The sequence below is a fragment of the Infirmifilum sp. genome (genome assembly GCF_049970975.1).
GTDB lineage: Archaea > Thermoproteota > Thermoprotei > Thermofilales > Thermofilaceae > Thermofilum > Thermofilum uzonense.
Genome location: NZ_JBMFLX010000026.1, coordinates 1 through 19,411, shown reverse-complemented (window position 1 = coordinate 19,411; position 19,411 = coordinate 1). Strand labels below are relative to the sequence as shown.

Below are 19,411 nucleotides of genomic sequence, written 5' to 3'. Positions count from 1 at the left end.
CACAAATCGCAGCCTTCAGGGCGTACACCGGCATCCTGCCAGACTACAGGAAGGCACTCAACGGCATTGATGCAATGCTCAGGGAGCTAGAAGAACATCAAAGCAGGATCGAAGGCCTCCTCGAGGAATGGGAAGCTGAGAAGACATACTAGGGATCTCCCTCTAAGAATCACTTTCACCGTTTACTCTTTCACTGTAATTTTTATAAGAGCTGCCACAGGTTATTTACCCGAGTCTAAGGATGGCTATACTGCGTAACCCCAGCGTCCTTTCACGTCAACATATACCTAGTCGTCTCCCACACCGTGAATCTCAGCTTGACATGCTTCAGACTCTCCTAAGGGACGCTGTCGAGGGCCCGCCCTTTTTTAAGGTGATACAACTGATCGGCCCGAAAGGTACGGGAAAGACTACTTCTTCACACCTGCTCTTGAAGTCTTTACGAGAGGAAAATCCACTCATCCAGCACGTCTACGTTAACCTCCGTGCTCTGGCAGACATATCTCCCTGGGTATTCTATTCACAGTTGCTTACAAAGATGGGCGGCAAAGCTTCACGCAGCCTGAGCGCGGGCGAGCTGTTTGACAAGTTCGTCTCATCCCTGCGCAAAGAAAAGGGAAAGACATTCATTTTAACCATCGACGAAGCAGACCAGCTTTCGGGCTACCGTTCGCTAAGAGGTGGACAAATAGTTTACAACTTGACCAGGCTTTCCGAGCTCGGCGTCGAGAATGTTAGTGGTGTGATATTCATTTCGAGGGATGAGAGCTGGTCTCAACGCCTTGCTCCTGAAGAGCAGTCCTCGCTCGGCAACATGATAGTAAACTATCCCGCTTATACTCGTGATCAATTGGTCGATATAATCCTCTATCGGGCATCCGAGGCGTTTGTCATTGGAACTTTTCCCGAGGCTGTTGCAGAGTATCTGGCCGAGGTCACTGTTACTCTCTTCGACTCTGACTTGAGGAAGGCTCTTGATATCCTGCTTATTGCAGCGCAAATAGCTGAGACCAGCAAAGATGAGAAGCTCTCCTATAACCACATAAACAGGGCCATAGAGCAGGGCTTGCGTGAAAAATACCTTTTCTCTATCAACCCTGAAACGCTTGGAACAGCTGAACGCGTAGTATTGTCCGCTATATTATTGGCTTCAAGGCAGCTGAACCAAAGCTTTATCACTCTCAGAGATATCCAGAGGTACATTGAGCTAATCTGTGAAAATTATCGGCTCAGGAAGCTCACACCCCGCGAAACGGACGAGGCTCTACAGAGGCTCACCGACGAGGGGTACATACAGTTCAAGGGTCCTTTGAGAGTATATATTACCATGCTGCCACCCCCCGCACGTCAGGAGGGCTTGCCAGTCCTGGTAGAGAAGCTCCTAGGAGTTAGCGCCTAAATACGTGATAAAAGTTTAATTGGCGTTAACTTTTACATGAAAGCGGGATGAGTGGTCACACCACGCGTAAGCTCGGGAAAACACTGAGCTTTAGACTAAGGTACCTTGAGAAAATCCTAAGGGGTGAAAAAACTACCACCATTAGGAAGGGTATTCTTCAACCGCAAAGCGATGAGGTCTTCCTGGAGAGTGGAGGACAGATATATGGAGAAGCGCGCGTAAAATCACTTAGGTTTACGAGGGTCTCGGAGCTCACAAAGGATGATGCCTTGAAGGATGGTTTTAATAGCCTAGAAGATCTCCTGGATGCCTTGAAGGAAATCTATCCAGATATAAAGGAGGACGACTGGGTCACCATAATCTCTCTCGAAGAGATTACACGTTACTCGTCTCCCGTTCCAGTGAATGAAATAAAGAGTTTAAAGGCGGTAGATCCTTCTCTAGTGGCCCGCTTAGCATTAGCTCACGGCATCGACGAGTCCCAGATACATCGCGTTGTATTAGCGAAACTAGCCTTAGGATATACCACCGGGAAGGTAGCTGAAGACCTCGGCCTACCCGAGCCTCAAGTAAAAGAGATCTTAAACAATTATGCGCTAAAACTTCGGTCGAAAAATCTTCTCTCATAGCTTGTCTAGCTATAACGTTATTAAACTTGTTATGCGACTTTAAGCTCAGAGTTTAATGATGCTAACAATAATAGCTCACGGCGACATAGACGGCATGGTCTCCGCAGCTATAATAATTTCATATTATCTCAAAAACAAGGAGGGGGTGAAGTATAAAGTATATTTCTCGCAGCCTTTCTCTCTTCATAACACCCTTCAAAGAATACACTTTACCTCGGATGAAGTCTATATTCTTGACATCGCATTCAACGAGGAGTACTGGGAAACAACTAGTCAAGCCCTCTCGCTCCTAACCAGAGTCGCGCAAACAACATGGATTGATCATCATCCCTCAACAATTTTTCATAAAGATAAAATTACAGCTACAGGTGTGAATGTCCTGGCCAAACCCGCCCCATCTACAGCCTCGCTCCTGGCCAATCTAATACCGCTTACCATCGACCCAGACTTCTCTCTAAGACTAATAAAGCTTGCAGAGCTAACAGACACACCAAACCCTGATCCTAGCGTAAGGGAGTTAGGGCTTGAGTCGGCAGCCGAGATACTAACCGGCGCTATCGCCTTAGAGCCTCGTGACGACGATCTAAGGAAAAAAATAATCGAGAGCTGGGTTAAGAAGCGCATACTTGTTCCTGAAGAGGCGGTATTAAGGTTTCAAGAGAGTGAAGAGAAGCTGCAAAGACTGCTTAAAGAGGTAAAAAACAGGGTAATATATGACTCACCTGTCTTACGCATTATAGATCTAAGAGACCTTAGAGTATATGGGTTCTCAGGCAGAATAGCTTCACAGGAGGCTGCTGCACAGAGGAAAATTATCTTAATACTCTTCCGGATAGGTCAAAACTCAGTCGTGATAACGGGTAGAGCACCAACAGGTTTTCCCGTAAATCTAGCTCAACTATTCTCACGTTTCTCCGAGGAATTAGGGGTAAGCGGGGGTGGACACAACTACGCCGCCTCCTTGAGAGTTCCAGCAGGCATTGCAGACAAGGTGGTTAGACAAATCATCAACGAAGTGGAGAAGGCTCAAGAGGTTCTAAATCAAGGTTAGCTAATTGAGACTCGCTTTATTGCTGGGTGTTCGAGAATTCTATCGATAACCTCGCCCGGGACATTCGAAGAGACTACGACGTATAGTTTCGGCTCCTCATAAATGTTTGGATCCTCGGCGACCACTTGGAGAATATTTATGTTTTTCTCAGCAAGTGCGTTCGCTACCCAGGCCAGTATGCCAGGCTGGTCTCTGTGAGTTTCCACGATAAGACACCTATACCCTAGAAGCTTCGAGACCTCGACTAGAGATGGACCTGCGGGTCTCAATCGACGGAAAAACTCTCTGAGGAAACTATCCTCGCGTATAGCTCGGAGAGTCTCTATAACTGTTCGCCTATCGACGCCTGCTTCAAGCGCGATTGACTTGAAAGGCACCTTGATTCTCTCGCCTAAGGTTACAGTATTTTCACGGACACTCAAGCCGTACTTTAGTAAGACTTTGAGTACCTCAAGTTTTTTCGTATGACCCTTTACGGTCTCTGTAAATTTCTCTACAAGCTTCTTATCCACGCTTAATCCTTGCGAATACAGAAATTTATAATATATCCTCCTCCCCCATTCTCCTTTGAGGAAACATTTATATACTATAATGAATAAAAAAGTGATCTTGTGAACAAAAAATGACAAAAAAGTACATGTTAGATGAAAGCCTCTTACCCAGACAATGGTACAACATCTTACCGGACTTACCTGAACCCCTTCCTCCACCCATCTCCCCGGCTACGGGCAAACCAGTAAATCCAGAGGAGCTTGAAGCGATCTTTCCCAAGGAGATTGTGAGACAGGAAGTGTCTCAAGAGAAATTTATACCTATACCTGAAGAAGTGCGAGACGTCTACCGCATTTGGAGACCTACCCCTCTTATAAGGGCTACGCGTCTTGAGAAGGCTCTCAAAACACCCGCCAGAATATACTTTAAGTTTGAGGGAGTGAGTCCTCCAGGAAGCCACAAGCCTAACACAGCTGTAGCCCAGGCTTATTACAATATGAGGGAGGGCGTAGAGCGACTTACAACCGAGACAGGTGCAGGCCAGTGGGGCAGCGCTCTAGCGTTTGCAACAAATCTCTTCAACCTGAAGCTAACCGTCTACATGGTCAAAGCCAGTTATCTTCAAAAGCCGTATCGAGCCATACTCATGAAGATTTGGGGTGCCGAGGTATTGTCGAGTCCCAGCGATAGAACCAAGACCGGCAGAGATGTACTGGCAAAGGATCCCGAAAACCCAGGCTCCCTTGGAATAGCGATCAGCGAGGCTATAGAGGACGCTGTGACACATGAAAATACAAAATATAGCCTCGGCAGTGTTCTCAACCACGTCCTCATGCACCAGACGGTTATAGGCCTAGAGGCTATAGAGCAGATGAAGCTCGCAGACGACTTCCCCGACTACGTGGTGGGATGTGTCGGCGGCGGCAGCAATTTCGGGGGACTAGCGTACCCCTTCTACATGCTTGTACACGACGGGAAAGCACCGAAAAAAGTAAGCCTAGTGGCTGTAGAGCCGACCGCGGCCCCCTCTCTTACAAAAGGAGAGTACATATACGACTTCGGAGACACAGCCGGGCTTACACCGCTCCTAAAAATGTATACGCTAGGCCACGATTTTATACCGCCCCCAATTCACGCCGGAGGCCTCAGGTATCATGGAGCTGCCCCAACTCTAAGCCTTCTCAGGAAACACGACATAGTGAAAAGCGTCGCCTACGACCAGGTTTCAGTGTTCCAGGCTGCCGATTTCTTCGCTAAGACAGAGGGCATAGTTCCTGCCCCCGAGAGTGCGCACGCGATAAAGGCTGTTATTGATCTTGCTATGGAAGCAAGGCAAAAGAATGAGGAGAAAGTCATACTGTTCAATCTAAGCGGTCATGGGCTTCTCGATCTAGCTGCCTATGCGGATTATCATCAAGGAAAACTGCCTGCCTATGAATACCCTGCGGAGAAGGTCCAGGAGTCCATGCAGAAGCTGAAAGCTTTCCTCGCTACTATAGGGCAGTCCTAAACTTTAATTGTCTTTTGTAAGGTTTTTTAGTCAAATCTCCGATTAAACTCCTATGAGAGCTACAGCTTCCGCGCCAGGCAAGGTAATATTATTCGGAGAACACTTCGTAGTGAAAGACCAGCCTGCCATAGCGGTCGCCGTCTCTCTAAGAGCCTACGTAACAGCTACTCTTTTGAAAGAAAAAACAATAAGAGTCTACAGTAGGAATCTGGCATTGAGTCGTGAGTATACTCTCCCCCCTGCGGACGATAAAAACCCTCTATACCCTGTAGCTCATGCAGCCTTTACAGTTCTAAATAAGCTGGGGGCCTACCATGGCATTAGCATCGAAATAGACTCTGAAATTCCTCCTTCAGCGGGTATGGGCAGTTCGGCCGCAGTATCCGTAGCTACAATAGCAGCAACCGCTAAGGCCATGGGCGAGGATTTGCGTTTAGAGGAGATTTCAAGGATGGCTTACGAGGCAGAGAGGATAGTCCATGGCCGACCGAGCGGCATAGACAATACCATTGCCACATATGGGGGAGCAATAGCTTATCGTAAAAGTGAAGGATTCCTGAGACTCAACGTTGACTTTAAGGATGTGTCGTTAATTTTAGCCGATACCGGGAAACCAAGAAGTACGGGGCTACTCGTTAAACGTGTACTTGATCTTTACGATGCTTTTCCCTCTGTGTTAGAACCGATTTACTACGCTGCGGGTCGGCTTGCTGTAGAGGCCGCCAAGATGATGGAGCGGGGAGACTGGGAGGCTGTAGGAGCCTTGATGAATGTAAATCACGGACTCCTTTCAGCCATCGGTGTCTCAACGATCGAGCTAGAGCAGATAGTATACGCTGCGAGAGAGGCAGGAGCCCTCGGGGCTAAGCTTACAGGTGCGGGGGGAGGGGGTTACGCGGTGATACTTTGCAAGAGAGATCATGAAGGAAAGATTATAGAGGAACTGAGAAAAGTAAGCCCTAGGCTCTTGAAGCTCAATGTTGAAAATACAGGTGTTTCTACTAGCCTCTAGTTTTTACCTGAGCTGAGCCCCGGTCCAGTGTCAAAACCGCGAAAACCATAAATTGCCCTGTTTTTCTCATATAATCACAGCCCCGGTAGCTCAGTCCGGTAGACTTGGAGGTGCCGACAGCACCGCTCTGGTAAACCTAGCCCTCAGGCATCCAGAGAGGCGGGGGTCCCGGGTTCGATTCCCGGCCGGGGCTCTTCTAGACGGAATACTTCTGTATCATCAAACGCATTGCGAAAAATATTTCTTTATAGATCCTTTATAGGTTAAGCCATGTCGTCGCTTGGTATAACAGTAAAGAAGAGTGAGGATTTTTCGGAATGGTATTCTCAAGTACTTGTTAAGGCGGGTCTTGTTGATCTCCGCTACAATGTTCAGGGATTTGTTGTACACAGGCCATGGCTTATGAGGATAATAAGGGCGATCTACCGCTTCTTTGAAGAGGAACTTGAGAAAACGGGGCACGAGCCGGTATTATTCCCGTTGGTGATACCGGAGGAGAACTTTGAGCGTGAAAAGGAGCACGTGCAGGGTTTTAAGCCGGAGGTTTTCTGGGTTACGGAGGCTGGTGACGAGAAACTGGAGCGAAGGCTGGCCTTACGTCCAACCTCGGAGACGGCCTTTTACTACATGTATAGCTTCTGGATTCAGAGCTGGCGCGACCTCCCCTTAAAGCTCTACCAGAGCGTCAGCGTTTACAGGAACGAGAGCAACACGAGACCACTCATTAGAGGGAGAGAGTTTCTCTGGATCGAGGCACACTGTGCCTTCTCCACTCACGAGGAAGCTCTGAGACAGGTTGAGGAAGACATGGAGAATTCTAGGAAAGTTATCTGGGAGAAACTCGGAATACCATTCCTCTTCCTTAGGCGACCTCCATGGGATAAGTTTGCGGGAGCCGAGGACACATATGCTGCCGATACACTTATGCCCGATGGTAGAGTCCTGCAGATATCATCTACACATGACCTTGGACAACGATTCGCCAAGGCGTTTGATGTAACCTTTCTTGACAGGGAGGGGACCAGGAGGCATGTATGGCAGACATGTTACGGACCTGGTGTCTGGCGCATAACAGCAGCGCTTATAGCTATTCATGGCGACGACAAGGGTTTAGTGCTTCCCTTCAGCGTCGCTCCAATACAGGTCGTTATAGTCCCGATATATTACAGAGAGGAAGACAAGAAGTCTGTGCTCGAAAAAGCTCACAGTATAGAAGAGATGTTAAAACAGAAAGGGTATCGTGTCTTTTTGGACGACCGGGAGGAGTACACTCCGGGCTGGAAGTTCAACGACTGGGAGCTTAAGGGAGTCCCCGTGAGGATAGAGATAGGGCGTCGGGAAGCGGAGAGTAAGACACTGACTATATACCGTAGAGACACGGGGGAAAAGAAGCAAATTGAAGAAGCAAAGCTTCTTGAAACGATACAGGAGCTCGAGAAAAGTATTCTTGAGAACCTAAAGACTAAGGCTAGGAGATTCATGGAAAGTCGCACGGTAGAGGCTCGTACACCAGAAGAGGTTGTAAAAGCTCTAAAAGAAGGCTATCTTGTCAAGATGCCGTTTTGCGGGAGGGAGGAATGCGCGATGGATCTTAAGGAAAAAACCGATGGCGGCAAGGTAAGGGGCACAGAGATCAGCTTCAAAGAAGGGGACTATGGGAAATGTGCCTGGTGCGGCGCGCCCGCCCGACAAATAGTCTATGTGGCTAAAAGCTACTGATGCCTGCATATTCGTCTTATAATTTAGGCGAAAGGCAAAAGCATGAGGAACCTTCGAGTCCTCGTGATCCATCTAGTCTTTTTAGTACTCCTCTTACTGTCAATTGTAAGTGGCCTCTACTGGTATTACACTTCCAGTAACCCGAGCGAAGTGGGAGCGATAATAATTAATTTGTTCTGGGCTTTTTGGCACTTATTCTTCCTTTCCCTCGCAATATACAATGGAGCTAAAACACCAGGCGAGGAGAAGCCAACGGTATTTTTCGAGAAGCTCGACTACAGGGTTAACAGATAGACATACGCATCGCTACGATCTTCGTAGAAATTCCTTAAGATGTCCTTCCTTACAAAGCCGAGCTTCTCGTAGAGCTTAATGGCTGCAACGTTCTCAGTCTTTACCTCAAGCCTGATACGCCTTAAACCTCTCTGGCGAGCAAGGTTTATCGTCTCCTCCATCAGCCTCCTGCCAACTCCTTTCCCCCTAAACCATTCCACCACGGCTATACTGTGAACATGAAGCTCCTCCTCAGACTCACGACAAGAAACAATATAGCCAACCAGTAGTCCCTTATAGTCAGCTATAAGGAAGTAGTCTCGGCATTTCTCGAAAAGGTAGAAAACATGGTTAAACCCAAAGGCGTCAGGGCCAAAAGTCTTCTCCTCTAACTCGACTATGTAAAACAAGTCCTCGGGTCTAGCCTCTCTAATAGTGATGTCCAAGATGTTCACCCGAGCTCCACGACCTGTCCCGGTTTTGGGATGATCGTATTTGGAAAAATTTGCTGGGAGGATGCGAGGAAAGCCTCATCTATTTCTCTCCCATACCTTGCATATGGTAAATGAACTAGAGCCAACATTTTAGCACCAGCCCTCCGCGCAATCTCAGCAGCCTGACGAGGTGTTGAGTGGCCATCCCTAACAGCCTGTTCCTCAAGCCCCGACGGGTAAGTAGCTTCATGTATAAGCAAGGAACAATCCCTGAATGACTCCACGACAGAATCCGATGGTGCCGTGTCACCTGTATAACAAACAGAGAGGCCATCTAAAGTTAGCCTGTAGCCAACCGCTACCACAGAGTGCTTAGCCTCAACAACTCTTATTTTCCCGTTATCATAGCCAGGATAAACTTCCCGCATTTCGTAAAAACTCAGCAGTTTCTCAGCCAGGTTCCCTCCAAGAATCCTGAACGCATCAACGACCCCCTCCAAGACACCTTGGGGAAGATACAACGTTATTCTCCTCTTGGATAGTACTGTCCCCAGATGCCAGGCCAACTCATATATCCCGAGAGAGTGGTCCAAGTGGGTGTGAGTGAGAAGAATTGTGTGAACAGAATCCAACAATCCTAGGCTCAAGAGTCGCTGTGGGCACGAGGCCGGGCAGTCGAAGAGATAGCCTTCAACGTAAATACATGGCTGGATGTTGTCTGGAGTGAACGTGCTTCCTGAAGTTCCTAGAAAAATCGCTCTTATTTTACCCGTTGTCATCGAGACATCACTTGTACCGTCTCAAATACTAAACTTAAGGATGTTAAACAACAATAAATAACTGTTCTGTCGACTAGATCAGTCGATGCTACCTGTTCTCTTCTTCGCAACCGGAGGCTATTCTTAGAGTGTTGAGAGTCAGCCTGGCAGCAGATTCAAAGTCAGGCTTTACAATTATCTCAGCCGATACATAGCCTGAGTACCCTGTATCTTTTAGCGCTTTTAGAATCGATGAGAAGTCCAAGTGCCCCATACCAGGCGCATACCTATTACTGTCAGCAACGTGAAAATGCCCTATCTTATCGCCAGCAACGCGTATGGAATCCTCGATTACTGGCTCCTCGATATTCATGTGGAAAGTATCCAGCAACAAGTAAAGGTTGGGGCAGTCCACTCTTCTTAAGAAATTCAATGCTTCCCCTACCGTGTTTATTATTTTCGACTCGTACCTATTTAAAGGCTCGAGGAACAATCTGACGTCCGCGTCAACCGCTTGTCTACACAGTGTCGAAAGTTGTGCTGCCAGGAGATTCAAAGCCATTTCAGGCGAAGAATAAGAGTCACCACGCCCCCTTATCAGACCTATTATAACTCCTCCGGCTTCACTCCTCCCGGTGTACTCCACGAAACTCTGGAGACGATTAAGTGTCCGTGCACGAACTCCCTCATCAGGACTTGTAAGATCCAACCCGTAATGGATATAATTCAGGCCAGTTCCTATAGCGGGCACACGCAGGCCATAATCGGAGGCTATTCTTACAAGCTCTATAATTGTCTCGGGTTCAAGCACGGAATATTCAATCCCGTTATACCCCAGTTCCGATAATAATAATGCAAACTCGGCAGGACTGCCCTTAGCAACAGCCTCGAACTTAGCGTGTAAAGGCGTAACTGCCATCGAGAATTTAAACACATTATCGTAGTTGTGCGGATAACTTATAAACACTCGCTAATACCTGGTCGTTTTACGCCTATCTCCCCTGTCTTTATAAGTTTTTCTCGTTTTTAATATATGTGGTGATAACTTCAATACAATACGGATCAGAATGACACATATGAGAGCCGTATTGGTTTACGCCGATTTCGCCCCCAGGCCCGGATACAAGATTACACAGGATGAGCTCCGAACTCATAAGGTCAGGGAAGGTAATAAGGTATGGAGAAACCCGAAACTAGTTCTCCGCACAGACTATCCTGTACCAGAGCCCAAGCCCGACGAGGTTCTGATAAGGGTAAAAGCTGTCGGCATCTGCGGCAGCGACATACACTTCCTTGAAACAGATGAGGAAGGCTACATCATCTACCCCGGACTCACAAAGTTTCCCGTAGTAATCGGCCACGAGTTCTCTGGAGTTATTGAAAAAGTCGGAGCTAATGTCAGAAACCTGAAACCCGGGGACATGGTGACTTCAGAGGAAATGTTCTGGTGCGGTGAATGTGATGCATGCCGCGGCATAGATTTCAACCATTGCACCCGCCTCAACGACCCTGCTGACTTAGAGTATGGAGAGCTTGGATTCACTCACGATGGTGCCATGGCTGATTACGTTGTTGTCAAGGCTAAGTATGTCTGGAAGATAAACTCTCTCCTAGAGGCATACGGAAGTGAGGAAAAAGCATTCGAAGCGGGAAGCCTGGTCGAGCCCACGAGCGTTGCCTACCATGCGATGTTCACTCGAGCAGGGGGCTTCAAACCCGGGAGCTATGTAGTGGTTTGGGGAGCAGGCCCCATCGGGTTAGGCGCCATTGCCCTCGCTAAGGCCGCTGGAGCCGGTAAGATCATCGTCTTCGAGGTTAGTCCGGTGCGAAGGGAATTAGCGAAGAAGGTTGGGGCAGACTACGTCTTTAATACTGCGGAGCTGCAAAAGAACAGCGTTGAACCATGGGAAAAGATAATGGAAATAACGGACGGGCAAGGAGCAGACTTCCACGTTGAGGCTGCGGGAGCCCCGCAGCACACGCTACCCCAAATGCAGAGGAGTCTAGCAATAGACGGCAAGATAGCATGGATTGGTCGCGCACCCAAAGAGGTTCCCATATACATCGAAGTATTCCAGGTGAGGAGAGGACAACTGTTTGGAAGCCAAGGGCACTCAGGTTTCAGGAACTTCGGCAATGTTATCCGCCTTATGGCTGCAGGCAGAATAGACATGACCCAAATAATAACCTCCAGGTTCAAGCTCGACGAAGCTCATAAAGCCTTTGAAAGGGCGCATCAGAGGATTGATGGTAAAATAACTCTAAAACCGTAAATTATAATAATATGATATGACATAGTCATATCGATTAGGGGGAATAAAAATGGTCGAATATGAGTCCCGTTTTGCACGACCAATCTACAACAAATTTGGGGAAAAAATTTATCTTGATCAACTTACCATGGCTGAACTAGCAGAAAGGGTCAAGAAGAACGATATCATCTACGTGCCCTGTGGCTCCGTTGAGGCTCATGGCTTGGCACAGGCAACAGGGGAGGACACGATAATAGGCACCTACATCGCGGAGCGAATAGCCTTCGAAACAGGAGTCACGGTAGCTCCTCCAATATATTATGGAAGCCACCCAAGTCACCATTATGGAATGCCGGGAACAATACCTGTAAAGAAAGAGGCATATATCGACTATGTTACGAGCGTCGTAAAGTGGCTGAGCAATGCAGGTTTCAAGAAGATCATCCTTTTCAACTCTCATGGACAGGAATACGTGCTCCCCATCGTCAAGGACAAAGCGATAATCGAGGAGGGCGTGAAGGCCTTCATTATCGTGACGAGTTGGTGGCGCTGGGCAGTCGATAAGCTCCAGGTGGGTACAGAGCTAAAGCCAGGTCTCTCAATCGAGACACCGTTCATTCACGCTGACGAGGTTGAGGCTAGTGTGCTTTGGTACGTGGCACCAAAGCTTGTTGATCCTAGCAAGCTCAAGGAGTCCGATGCTGAGAAGATGGTCGGCGTCATACCGGACAAGTGGATCGACAAGGCGGGGAACGTGTACAACAGACCACTAGCATGGTATGATGTAAGCGCCTACATGGAGATTCATCACTATCCGAAGGGTAGCGTCGGTTATCCAAGCAAGGCTAGCAGGGAGAAGGGAGAGGCTATAGTGGAGACTGCTATTCAGCGCCTGGTAGAGTTCACGGAGTGGCTTCACAAGACGTATCCACCAGGGGTTGTTCCTCAGGTTTGGCCTAACCCCGGCGACTTCAAATATTAGATTGTTTTTTTGGGGAAATATTTAAATACAACCGTTTTTTGTATATATCGATGTCAAAACCAAAGGTCTATGTTACACGGATAATTCCCGAGCCTGGCTTATCTATGCTTAAAGAGTGTTGCGACATAGAGCTTCACAACTCAAAGGAGTGGCCTCCCTCACGCCAGGAGCTTATCCAGAAGGTTAAGGACAAGGACGCGCTTCTCTGCCTCCTCACCGATAAGATCGATGCTGAGGTTATGGACTCTGCACCCAATCTCAGAGTTATAAGCACATATAGCGTGGGCTTCGACCATATCGATATTCCTGAGGCGACAAAGAGAGGCATTTACGTCACGCACACCCCCGGCGTCCTTACTGACGCCGTAGCCGAGTTCACCGTAGGTCTTATCCTTGCTGTAACCCGCCGCATAGTCGAAGCCGACAAGATAATCCGAACAGGTCAATGGGACAAGCCCTGGAACCCATACTTCCTTACCGGCCCCGAGTTAAAGGGTAAGACTATAGGTCTTGTAGGCTTGGGACGCATAGGCGTCGCCACAGCCAAGAGGCTCTCAAGCTTTGACGTAAAAATCCTCTACTACGATGTCGAGAGGAGGTGGGACGTCGAAAGCGTCCTCAACATGGAATATGCAGACCTCGACACTCTCTTGAAGGAATCCGATATAGTCTCAGTACACGTCCCATTAACTAAAGATACTTTCCACCTGATTAACGAGGAAAGGTTAAGGAAGATGAAGAAAACAGCGTACCTCATTAACACAGCTCGTGGACCAGTCGTCGACACAAATGCACTGGTAAAGGCGTTGAAAGAGGGATGGATCGCGGGGGCAGCACTTGATGTCTTCGAGCAGGAACCCCTCCCGGCTGATCATCCACTCACAAAGTTTGACAATGTGATTCTGGCTCCTCACATAGCCAGCGCTACTATTGAAGCCAGACAGCGAATGGCGGAACTCGCAGCCCGTAACCTCATAGCAGTGCTGAAGGGAGAGATGCCTCCCGCGCTCGTGAACAAGGAAGTGTTAAAGGTCAGGCCACTAGAGAAAGTGAAGATGATTTAAAATTCTTCTATTTCTATTATAATTTAAATTACAGCTATCAAATACCTTTATATGTCACAGCGTACATCTCCTGGATCCTGGCGTCTTCTAAGAAAAATAATCGCAAAATCAGATGTCGTTGTTGAGGTGCTTGACGCGAGGGATCCATGGGGTACTAGGAGTCCACAGTTAGAAAAGCTAGCAGACACCCTCGGCAAACCCCTCGTAATAGTCGTGAACAAAGCAGACCTTGTTCCTAAAAACGTAGCCGAAAAGTGGAAGAAAATTCTTTCAAAAGAAAGGCCAACAGTTTTCATTAGTGCCTCTAAGCGGCTTGGCACGCGCAGGCTCTGGAAAGTACTACGTGAGGCGTCAGGGAAAAGGCCACTCGTAGTAGCAGTCGCAGGCATCCCCAACGTTGGAAAATCAACAATAATTAACTACCTTAAAGGGGCACATGCAGTTGGCACTTCTCCAATACCCGGATATACCCGCAATGCAACCCGTCTGAGAGTCGCTAGATGGCTCAGCGTAATAGACACACCGGGGATTATCCCACCTAAGCTGGGAGAGTTGGCGCTTATAAGCGCTCTCCGACCCGAGTCTCTCGATGATCCTATCCCCGTGGCATTCAGACTGCTGGAACTCATAGGTAAGAAAAACCCGAAATTGTTAGAGTCTCTTTATGGGGTTGAGTGGCAGCAAGATGCCCAGAATTTCCTCGAAAAGCTTGCGCTTAGACGGGGACTCCTCGGGAAGGGCGGTGTCCCCCTCATAGAGGAGGCAGCTAGGATCATCATACGCGACTGGCAGACGGGGCGTAACACTTTCTTCCTAGAGCCAGAGGACTACGGCTTAGCCTAGACACTCTTCAAGAGTCGACCAAAGAATCCTAACAGTACGGGTATGGTATTCACTGATCCCGTACTTTTCCCCAAGGCATCGTTCAATGAGTCCCGGGTTAGAAAGATGCTCGTCTATGCATCTCCCAGTTACCCATACTATACTGTCTAGAAGAAATGGGGGCTTGCCCGCCACCTCGGCTACTATCTTCCAGAGCCTGATAATGGTCTCCTTTTGCCTGGTCCTGGCCTCCCGTGCAAGTCTTCTCAAGTCTTCACCACAACTCCATCCCCTAAAAAGCCCTGATGTGAAAGATACGAGACTAACGCGGTAGTCGACAGGTATCGGTATGTCTATCCCTCCATGGAACCCTTTCCCGCTCGAGAGGAGCGAGTAGTAAAGCATCTTTATTGCAAAGACCACTGTCTTGTCTTCTTTTCTAGCTTTAAGTAGCCTGGCCAGCTCAAGGTGTATTGTATCAAGGTCAACCTCATTCTTCTGAAGCTGTTCACGCAGGCTGGGTAAAGCCTTGGAAACATATAACTCAACTCTCTTTTTCCTTTGGTCTCGAAGCCAGTTTATGGAGGGGCTTTTAGTCACAAATTCCTGTAAGGCCTTAATACACCCCCCTTCAGCATACTTAGAGGCTATACGCCAATGTTCCTCTCCTCTACTACTGAGCATATAGCTTATGAGTGCGACTCCTATGACGTAGAGCGAGCCCTCAACGTACCCCATCTTTCGAACGATCTCGGAAACACTTTCGTACTGCGGGTCCACCTTAACGAAGGCTTCAGCTAGTAGTGGATCACTTAGCGAGACTCCTATAACCTTAGCCTTTTCCTCATCCGGAAAAAACATAAGACAACCTAGCTATTTGAGGCTCTCTATGAGTTCTCCTAGCCTCTCGTACTCTTTTTTAGCTATCTCAATTGCCGCCTTGTTAGAGGAGTCAACGCTTACGTATATCTTGCCTCCACCCAGGTCTTGGTGAACTTTAACCCATGTCTCTCCAACCCTATACTTAACCATGCCCGGCGCGACTGCAACTTCTGTGTGTTCTAGGAACACAGCATCCAAAACCTTACCTGCAACTGATTGATCTGCCTCCAACTCTAAGGTGTATAATGAAGCTTCTGGGATAGCTTCGACAAGTGTGGAAAGCCTAACTTCTTCCGTGGAGAGCATTTCTAGAAGCTTTGCTGTCAGAATCATCCCATCGGGAGAAAGTGAGAATTGAGGGAATATAACTTCGCCTGAATCGGTAGCTCCCAGGTTAACCCTCAAGCGTCTCACACCTCTAGCGATATCTCCGGCGATACCTTTGACTCGGATGAGAGACAGTTTATTCTTTTCAGCTATCGCATCGACTATTCTCGAGGCTGAGTCCGTGATAGCAAGCCTAGAGCCCTGAGGTATCATCAAAGCTACGATAGCAAGGAAAATATCGGGGTCGACGTACCTTCCCTTATCGTCGATGAAGTAGGCATGCGATGCATCACTGGACAGTGCAACCGCAAAGCTCGCGCCTGTGGCCTTGCAAAGCTCTCCTAACATATTAAGCGTTTTAAGGGAGGGGAGTTGCCTTGGCACAAGGTTAGGTGGGGGTCTTCCCGAATTGACTCCTATGAATCTAGCTCCTATAGAGCTTAATATGTTTGGGAACACCTCGCTTGCGGGTCCAAAGTTCATGTCTACAAGGACTAAGGGCTCCTTAGCCGTGATTGGAGCAGAGTCTATATAGCTCGTAGCTGATGACGCGTAGATGTCGTGTATGTACTCAGCATAAGTTACCCAACCTATTCGAGTGGGAATAGCTCTGACTGCATGGTGTGACTCGAACATGGATAATATGTCTTCAAGCCTGTCGCCCGTTATCTCGATACCCGCTGAGTCTATAATCCTGACCTGGATACTGTTATCGTTAAACGGGGTAACCGAGAAATGTACACCTGCTTTAGCGCCAAACCTCTTGACAGCGAATGCTACCTCTGGTAAAGTAGCTGCGTGAAAATCAATTACAGAGACACCCGTAGACATTAAGCCGGCTGTAAACGATCTCTTGAGCATTCTACTAGGTGGGTAGTAATCCCTGGCCACTGTCACAAGTGCGCCTTCGCCAACGATTGTTCCAAGGACTGCTCCAAGCTCCGCGGAGTTCTCAGGGGTCATCTGGCTGTTTGCGACACCGTAAACCTTGTTATTGTAGAAGGGAAGCGGGGGACGCCTCGTATCAACTCACCTCTTGTTTAGCGACTCTTGAGCCTGGGTTAATGTGGGTAGTTGGTCCCACAGACAAGCCACTTTCAATCACGCTATTATCACCTATAACGGATTCCGTAACGCTACTACCTCTTTTCACTAATATGTTTTTCGCCAAAATGCTATTCATAAGAATCGTTTGATCTTCAAGCACGCAGTCATCCATTACTATTGTATTAACTACTGAAACCTTTTTTCCAATTTTAACACGACTTCCTATTATCGCATAGGGTCCTATAACAGAGCCCTCATCGATCACAGTATAGTCGCCTAGAGCCACTGGAGGATTTATGACTGCAGACTTGCTTATAACAGTGTCTTCACCAACCCACACGTTGTTCACGTTTTTCCCGTAGGGGACTAGTGGTAAGGCAGCCCCATCTAAGAGATCCATGTTGGCGACAAGATAAGTGGAAGGTCTTCCCACGTCCATCCAATAGGCCTCGCCAGCATTCCACCCCATCACCGTATAGTTATTCTCCAGAAGCCAGGGAAAGACATGCCTTCCAAAATCCATCAAGTAGGGGGTATCGGATAAAATGTCTAGTATTTCTCGTTTAAACCCGTAGAAGCCACTGTTAGCCAAGTTGACATAGGGTCTAAAGTGTCTGTGCGAGAGCGTTGAATAAGCGACTGTAGCCACATACCATTCGCTTGTCCCCGGCTTCTCCATGAAATGCAAAATCCTGCCTTTCTCATCCAATATAACTGCGCCAAAATCCCTTACAGATCCCACTTCTATAACTGCCACCGAAGCTATAGCTTTGCTCCTCTCGTGGAAATCAGCGAAGTCCCGGAGATTCATGTTGGTGATCACGTCCCCCATTGTAACTATGAAGTCTTCATCTATGAACCTCGAGAGCTTCCTCACTGCGTCAGCTGTGTCGTGGGGGGTGATCTCGGGAATTAGTATCTCTACGCCGGCATCAAGATACTTCTCGAGGAAATGCGAGGCGATCTTGTGTCCCAGGTAGTTTACCGCTACTATTATCCTCTCGAATCCGTAGGAGATGAGGAGTGATAATATGTGTTCGATAATTGCTTTGTTGCCGACGGGCAATAATGGTTTGGGAGTGGTCAATGTTAAGGGTCTGAGACGGACACCTTTCCCGCCCGCCAGGACTACGGCGGTTTTAATCATCAAACTCTAAATATTTATGAAATTAGGCATGCTTATTTTACTTTTGTTATATCCATGTGCTCGAGATATATGTCTCTTTAAAGCCAACTTCTCATTGTATAATGAAGTTTACTCCTCTGGACTGGCTTAAAATGAAAAAATATATCAGGAATGCTTTTTTCTTGTAGAAAATGGAGCAACTGCAACCTTTAAGCGCTATGGGTTTCTTCCATGTGACAAGCAAACTTGAAGTCTACCAATCATTGATCTTCGAGTATTTTGACCCCGAGTCGTACTACTCGGTTCTCGTCGAAGATGAAGAAGAACTTGAGAAAGAACTGAAAAGGTTAGCAGCGGTGATGCAGGATTTCCTTGACGAGGAAGAAGTCATAATTAATGGTGAAAGAGTAAAGCCTCGCGTGAGAGCGGTTGATGTAGGCTTCAAGGGATCTCCCGACGAGGTCTTCATAACTTACTTTATATTCTTCAAGGGTAAACCACTACAGGGCTTAAATTATTACGAGAACCTCTACGAGAACGAGACCGCAGAATACCCTATAACCGCCTACTGGGTCTTCCCACCTGGCTCAAAGATAGTCAACGTTCAGATGTCCGGGGATGTGATCATTATCAGTCCCAATGTTCTGTCTGTTCGCCTGGAGGAGGGGGAGAAAATATACGGATACGAGAAGATAGAGTTCGAGCTCCCGAGGAGGAGGGCGAAACAATAATAACTTCAACGGGTTGGTATCAATGGGCTATGATTAAAAACTCGGGTTCTGAGAGGTGAGGAACAGGGCTAGGTGATGAGCCTTCTAGGCTCTTTTAAGTATAGGTTCTACAAGTTCCCTTATAGCCTTCTCCCAATCCTTAGCCTTAACAACTCCCGAGGCGAGCAGGACTCCTACTGTTCCCAAGCGTAACGCGGCCGCAACATCTTCTCCAGTAGTGATACCGGCACCGCATAATACTTTTACAGCAGGGTTAATCCTCCTAACAAGCTCGACTGAGGATGTGACGACCTCAGGCTTCGCTTTTGACACCGGGATACCCGTGCCTATGAGCTCAGGAGGCTCTATGGCTACTATATCGGGGCCTAGAGCCGCCATGGCGGCTGTAACTTCTGGAGTATTTGTACACACGACTGTTACGAGGCTTAACTCCCTGGCCCTCTTGACTATAACGTCCACCTGGTCTGCTCGAACCCTACGCTCTGAGTGGTTTATCATAGTTCCAATAGCACCGGCGTCTTTGACAGCCTCTAGGGTTACGTGACCCGTATAACTGCCGGGTGAAACATCGTCGACATGTTGTGAGAAAACAGGGATTTCGACGTTAGCGGCGACAAAGTGCAGGTCGGTTAGTTGTGGAGCTACGGCGATCGTCAAGCCTGTGTCACGGCTAACTTTCTGAGCGGTTCGAGCAAGTTCAAGCGCCTTCTTCCCACTAGCCTCACGATATGATTTAAAATTTATGAGGATTAAAGGGTATTCGAGTCGCATATTTAATATATTTATCATCAAAAATATACAGAGAGTGTAATACTAAGCCTTAATTATTGCCGCCCTGCGCCACTAGGGGGCGGCTCCCGGGTTACCCCTTCTAGGAGTTATTGTTTCCGGCCTGGTTGCC

The 19,411-nt window shown here is 47.9% G+C and carries 20 protein-coding genes, 1 tRNA gene and 1 pseudogene; 13 read left to right on the top strand and 9 right to left on the bottom strand.

Going from position 1 to position 19,411, the window contains the following annotated elements; all coding sequences use genetic code 11:
• Positions 1-241: 241 nt before the first annotated feature.
• The 3 genes from ACP5KC_RS05535 to ACP5KC_RS05525 are packed head-to-tail and all read left to right on the top strand — an operon-like array spanning position 242 to position 3,079.
• Positions 242-1,399 (top strand): AAA family ATPase, encoded by a 1,158-nt coding sequence (locus tag ACP5KC_RS05535; RefSeq protein WP_273433190.1) that lies wholly within the window; start codon positions 242-244, stop codon positions 1,397-1,399.
• Between the two features lie 47 nt (positions 1,400-1,446).
• Positions 1,447-2,028 carry an ASCH domain-containing protein gene (locus ACP5KC_RS05530; RefSeq protein ID WP_424738940.1) on the top strand — a complete coding sequence of 194 codons (582 nt, stop codon included), beginning with the start codon at positions 1,447-1,449 and terminating at the stop codon, positions 2,026-2,028.
• Positions 2,029-2,083: 55 nt separating this feature from the next.
• The gene (locus ACP5KC_RS05525; RefSeq protein ID WP_428286937.1) at positions 2,084-3,079 is read left to right on the top strand and encodes a DHHA1 domain-containing protein; all 996 of its coding nucleotides are present in this window, start codon (positions 2,084-2,086) and stop codon (positions 3,077-3,079) included.
• Here the strand turns inward: ACP5KC_RS05525 and ACP5KC_RS05520 are convergent.
• Positions 3,076-3,591: a hypothetical protein gene (locus tag ACP5KC_RS05520; protein WP_052884284.1), complete on the bottom strand. Its 516-nt coding sequence runs from the start codon at positions 3,589-3,591 to the stop codon at positions 3,076-3,078. The genes ACP5KC_RS05525 and ACP5KC_RS05520 overlap by 4 nt on opposite strands.
• Positions 3,592-3,701: 110 nt before the next feature.
• Between ACP5KC_RS05520 and ACP5KC_RS05515 the strand changes: the two genes are divergently transcribed.
• The 5 genes from ACP5KC_RS05515 (at position 3,702) to ACP5KC_RS05495 (ending at position 8,106) form a co-directional block, all read left to right on the top strand.
• Positions 3,702-5,081 carry a TrpB-like pyridoxal phosphate-dependent enzyme gene (locus ACP5KC_RS05515; RefSeq protein ID WP_273433185.1) on the top strand — a complete coding sequence of 460 codons (1,380 nt, stop codon included), beginning with the start codon at positions 3,702-3,704 and terminating at the stop codon, positions 5,079-5,081.
• Between the two features lie 52 nt (positions 5,082-5,133).
• Positions 5,134-6,093, top strand: coding sequence for a mevalonate kinase (mvk, locus tag ACP5KC_RS05510; protein ID WP_052884282.1), 960 nt, complete (start codon positions 5,134-5,136; stop codon positions 6,091-6,093).
• 79 nt (positions 6,094-6,172) lie between these two features.
• Positions 6,173-6,286: transfer RNA gene (locus ACP5KC_RS05505), tRNA-Thr, on the top strand.
• Positions 6,287-6,363: 77 nt separating this feature from the next.
• Entirely contained in the window at positions 6,364-7,812 is a 1,449-nt protein-coding gene (proS, locus tag ACP5KC_RS05500) for a proline--tRNA ligase (protein ID WP_052884281.1), read from the top strand.
• Between the two features lie 42 nt (positions 7,813-7,854).
• On the top strand, positions 7,855-8,106 hold the full coding sequence (locus ACP5KC_RS05495; protein WP_424738949.1) for a hypothetical protein: 252 nt from the start codon (positions 7,855-7,857) through the stop codon (positions 8,104-8,106).
• On the opposite strand, the gene rimI is transcribed toward ACP5KC_RS05495, so the two are convergent.
• The 3 genes from rimI to ACP5KC_RS05480 form a co-directional block, all read right to left on the bottom strand.
• On the bottom strand, positions 8,088-8,531 hold the full coding sequence (rimI, locus tag ACP5KC_RS05490; RefSeq protein ID WP_191118434.1) for a ribosomal protein S18-alanine N-acetyltransferase: 444 nt from the start codon (positions 8,529-8,531) through the stop codon (positions 8,088-8,090). The genes ACP5KC_RS05495 and rimI overlap by 19 nt on opposite strands.
• 5 nt (positions 8,532-8,536) lie before the next feature.
• Positions 8,537-9,298, bottom strand: coding sequence for an MBL fold metallo-hydrolase (locus tag ACP5KC_RS05485; RefSeq protein WP_052884278.1), 762 nt, complete (start codon positions 9,296-9,298; stop codon positions 8,537-8,539).
• 88 nt (positions 9,299-9,386) lie between these two features.
• A complete protein-coding gene (locus tag ACP5KC_RS05480; protein ID WP_424740966.1) occupies positions 9,387-10,211 on the bottom strand; it encodes a TIM barrel protein in 825 nt (274 codons plus the stop codon).
• 142 nt (positions 10,212-10,353) lie between these two features.
• Here ACP5KC_RS05480 and iolM point away from each other — a divergent pair, with 142 nt between their 5' ends.
• The 4 genes from iolM to ACP5KC_RS05460 are packed head-to-tail and all read left to right on the top strand — an operon-like array spanning position 10,354 to position 14,418.
• The gene (gene iolM, locus ACP5KC_RS05475) at positions 10,354-11,550 is read left to right on the top strand and encodes a scyllo-inosose 3-dehydrogenase (protein WP_052884276.1); all 1,197 of its coding nucleotides are present in this window, start codon (positions 10,354-10,356) and stop codon (positions 11,548-11,550) included.
• A 49-nt stretch (positions 11,551-11,599) separates the two neighbouring features.
• Positions 11,600-12,511, top strand: coding sequence for a 3-dehydro-scyllo-inosose hydrolase (gene iolN, locus ACP5KC_RS05470; protein ID WP_052884275.1), 912 nt, complete (start codon positions 11,600-11,602; stop codon positions 12,509-12,511).
• A gap of 50 nt (positions 12,512-12,561) precedes the next feature.
• Positions 12,562-13,575, top strand: coding sequence for a glyoxylate reductase (gene gyaR / locus ACP5KC_RS05465; protein ID WP_273434116.1), 1,014 nt, complete (start codon positions 12,562-12,564; stop codon positions 13,573-13,575).
• 51 nt (positions 13,576-13,626) lie between these two features.
• Positions 13,627-14,418: a GTPase gene (locus tag ACP5KC_RS05460; protein ID WP_273434114.1), complete on the top strand. Its 792-nt coding sequence runs from the start codon at positions 13,627-13,629 to the stop codon at positions 14,416-14,418.
• On the opposite strand, the gene ACP5KC_RS05455 is transcribed toward ACP5KC_RS05460, so the two are convergent.
• The 4 genes and pseudogenes from ACP5KC_RS05455 to ACP5KC_RS05440 all read right to left on the bottom strand — a co-directional run bounded on the left by ACP5KC_RS05455 (position 14,410) and on the right by ACP5KC_RS05440 (position 17,800).
• Positions 14,410-15,258, bottom strand: a complete 849-nt coding sequence (locus tag ACP5KC_RS05455; RefSeq protein WP_052884272.1) for an N-glycosylase/DNA lyase — start codon at positions 15,256-15,258, stop codon at positions 14,410-14,412. The genes ACP5KC_RS05460 and ACP5KC_RS05455 overlap by 9 nt on opposite strands.
• Before the next feature lie 12 nt (positions 15,259-15,270).
• Complete coding sequence (locus ACP5KC_RS05450; RefSeq protein WP_273434122.1) at positions 15,271-15,954, bottom strand: hypothetical protein; 684 nt, start codon at positions 15,952-15,954, stop codon at positions 15,271-15,273.
• A gap of 288 nt (positions 15,955-16,242) precedes the next feature.
• Positions 16,243-16,596, bottom strand: a pseudogene (locus ACP5KC_RS05445) (phosphoglucomutase); the annotation flags it as partial.
• Positions 16,597-16,630: 34 nt separating this feature from the next.
• Entirely contained in the window at positions 16,631-17,800 is a 1,170-nt protein-coding gene (locus ACP5KC_RS05440) for a sugar phosphate nucleotidyltransferase (RefSeq protein ID WP_424738969.1), read from the bottom strand.
• A gap of 170 nt (positions 17,801-17,970) precedes the next feature.
• Here ACP5KC_RS05440 and ACP5KC_RS05435 point away from each other — a divergent pair, with 170 nt between their 5' ends.
• Positions 17,971-18,510, top strand: coding sequence for a hypothetical protein (locus ACP5KC_RS05435; RefSeq protein ID WP_424738960.1), 540 nt, complete (start codon positions 17,971-17,973; stop codon positions 18,508-18,510).
• Positions 18,511-18,594: 84 nt separating this feature from the next.
• On the opposite strand, the gene tpiA is transcribed toward ACP5KC_RS05435, so the two are convergent.
• On the bottom strand, positions 18,595-19,281 hold the full coding sequence (gene tpiA / locus ACP5KC_RS05430) for a triose-phosphate isomerase (protein WP_052884268.1): 687 nt from the start codon (positions 19,279-19,281) through the stop codon (positions 18,595-18,597).
• Positions 19,282-19,411 lie beyond the last annotated feature (130 nt).

What these genes read in the sequence shown, in the direction of transcription:
- ACP5KC_RS05460 (WP_273434114.1), top strand. Translation starts at nt 13,627, where the DNA reads ATGTCACAGCGTACATCTCCTGGATCCTGGCGTCTTCTAAGAAAAATA.
- gyaR (WP_273434116.1), top strand. Translation starts at nt 12,562, where the DNA reads ATGTCAAAACCAAAGGTCTATGTTACACGGATAATTCCCGAGCCTGGC.
- ACP5KC_RS05435 (WP_424738960.1), top strand. Translation starts at nt 17,971, where the DNA reads ATGGAGCAACTGCAACCTTTAAGCGCTATGGGTTTCTTCCATGTGACA.
- ACP5KC_RS05525 (WP_428286937.1), top strand. Translation starts at nt 2,084, where the DNA reads ATGATGCTAACAATAATAGCTCACGGCGACATAGACGGCATGGTCTCC.
- iolN (WP_052884275.1), top strand. Translation starts at nt 11,600, where the DNA reads ATGGTCGAATATGAGTCCCGTTTTGCACGACCAATCTACAACAAATTT.
- proS (WP_052884281.1), top strand. Translation starts at nt 6,364, where the DNA reads ATGTCGTCGCTTGGTATAACAGTAAAGAAGAGTGAGGATTTTTCGGAA.
- ACP5KC_RS05530 (WP_424738940.1), top strand. Translation starts at nt 1,447, where the DNA reads ATGAGTGGTCACACCACGCGTAAGCTCGGGAAAACACTGAGCTTTAGA.
- ACP5KC_RS05515 (WP_273433185.1), top strand. Translation starts at nt 3,702, where the DNA reads ATGACAAAAAAGTACATGTTAGATGAAAGCCTCTTACCCAGACAATGG.
- mvk (WP_052884282.1), top strand. Translation starts at nt 5,134, where the DNA reads ATGAGAGCTACAGCTTCCGCGCCAGGCAAGGTAATATTATTCGGAGAA.
- ACP5KC_RS05450 (WP_273434122.1), bottom strand. Translation starts at nt 15,954, where the DNA reads ATGTTAGGAGAGCTTTGCAAGGCCACAGGCGCGAGCTTTGCGGTTGCA.
- ACP5KC_RS05535 (WP_273433190.1), top strand. Translation starts at nt 242, where the DNA reads ATGGCTATACTGCGTAACCCCAGCGTCCTTTCACGTCAACATATACCT.
- ACP5KC_RS05485 (WP_052884278.1), bottom strand. Translation starts at nt 9,298, where the DNA reads ATGACAACGGGTAAAATAAGAGCGATTTTTCTAGGAACTTCAGGAAGC.
- iolM (WP_052884276.1), top strand. Translation starts at nt 10,354, where the DNA reads ATGAGAGCCGTATTGGTTTACGCCGATTTCGCCCCCAGGCCCGGATAC.
- tpiA (WP_052884268.1), bottom strand. Translation starts at nt 19,281, where the DNA reads ATGCGACTCGAATACCCTTTAATCCTCATAAATTTTAAATCATATCGT.
- ACP5KC_RS05495 (WP_424738949.1), top strand. Translation starts at nt 7,855, where the DNA reads ATGAGGAACCTTCGAGTCCTCGTGATCCATCTAGTCTTTTTAGTACTC.
- ACP5KC_RS05455 (WP_052884272.1), bottom strand. Translation starts at nt 15,258, where the DNA reads ATGTTTTTTCCGGATGAGGAAAAGGCTAAGGTTATAGGAGTCTCGCTA.
- ACP5KC_RS05440 (WP_424738969.1), bottom strand. Translation starts at nt 17,800, where the DNA reads ATGATTAAAACCGCCGTAGTCCTGGCGGGCGGGAAAGGTGTCCGTCTC.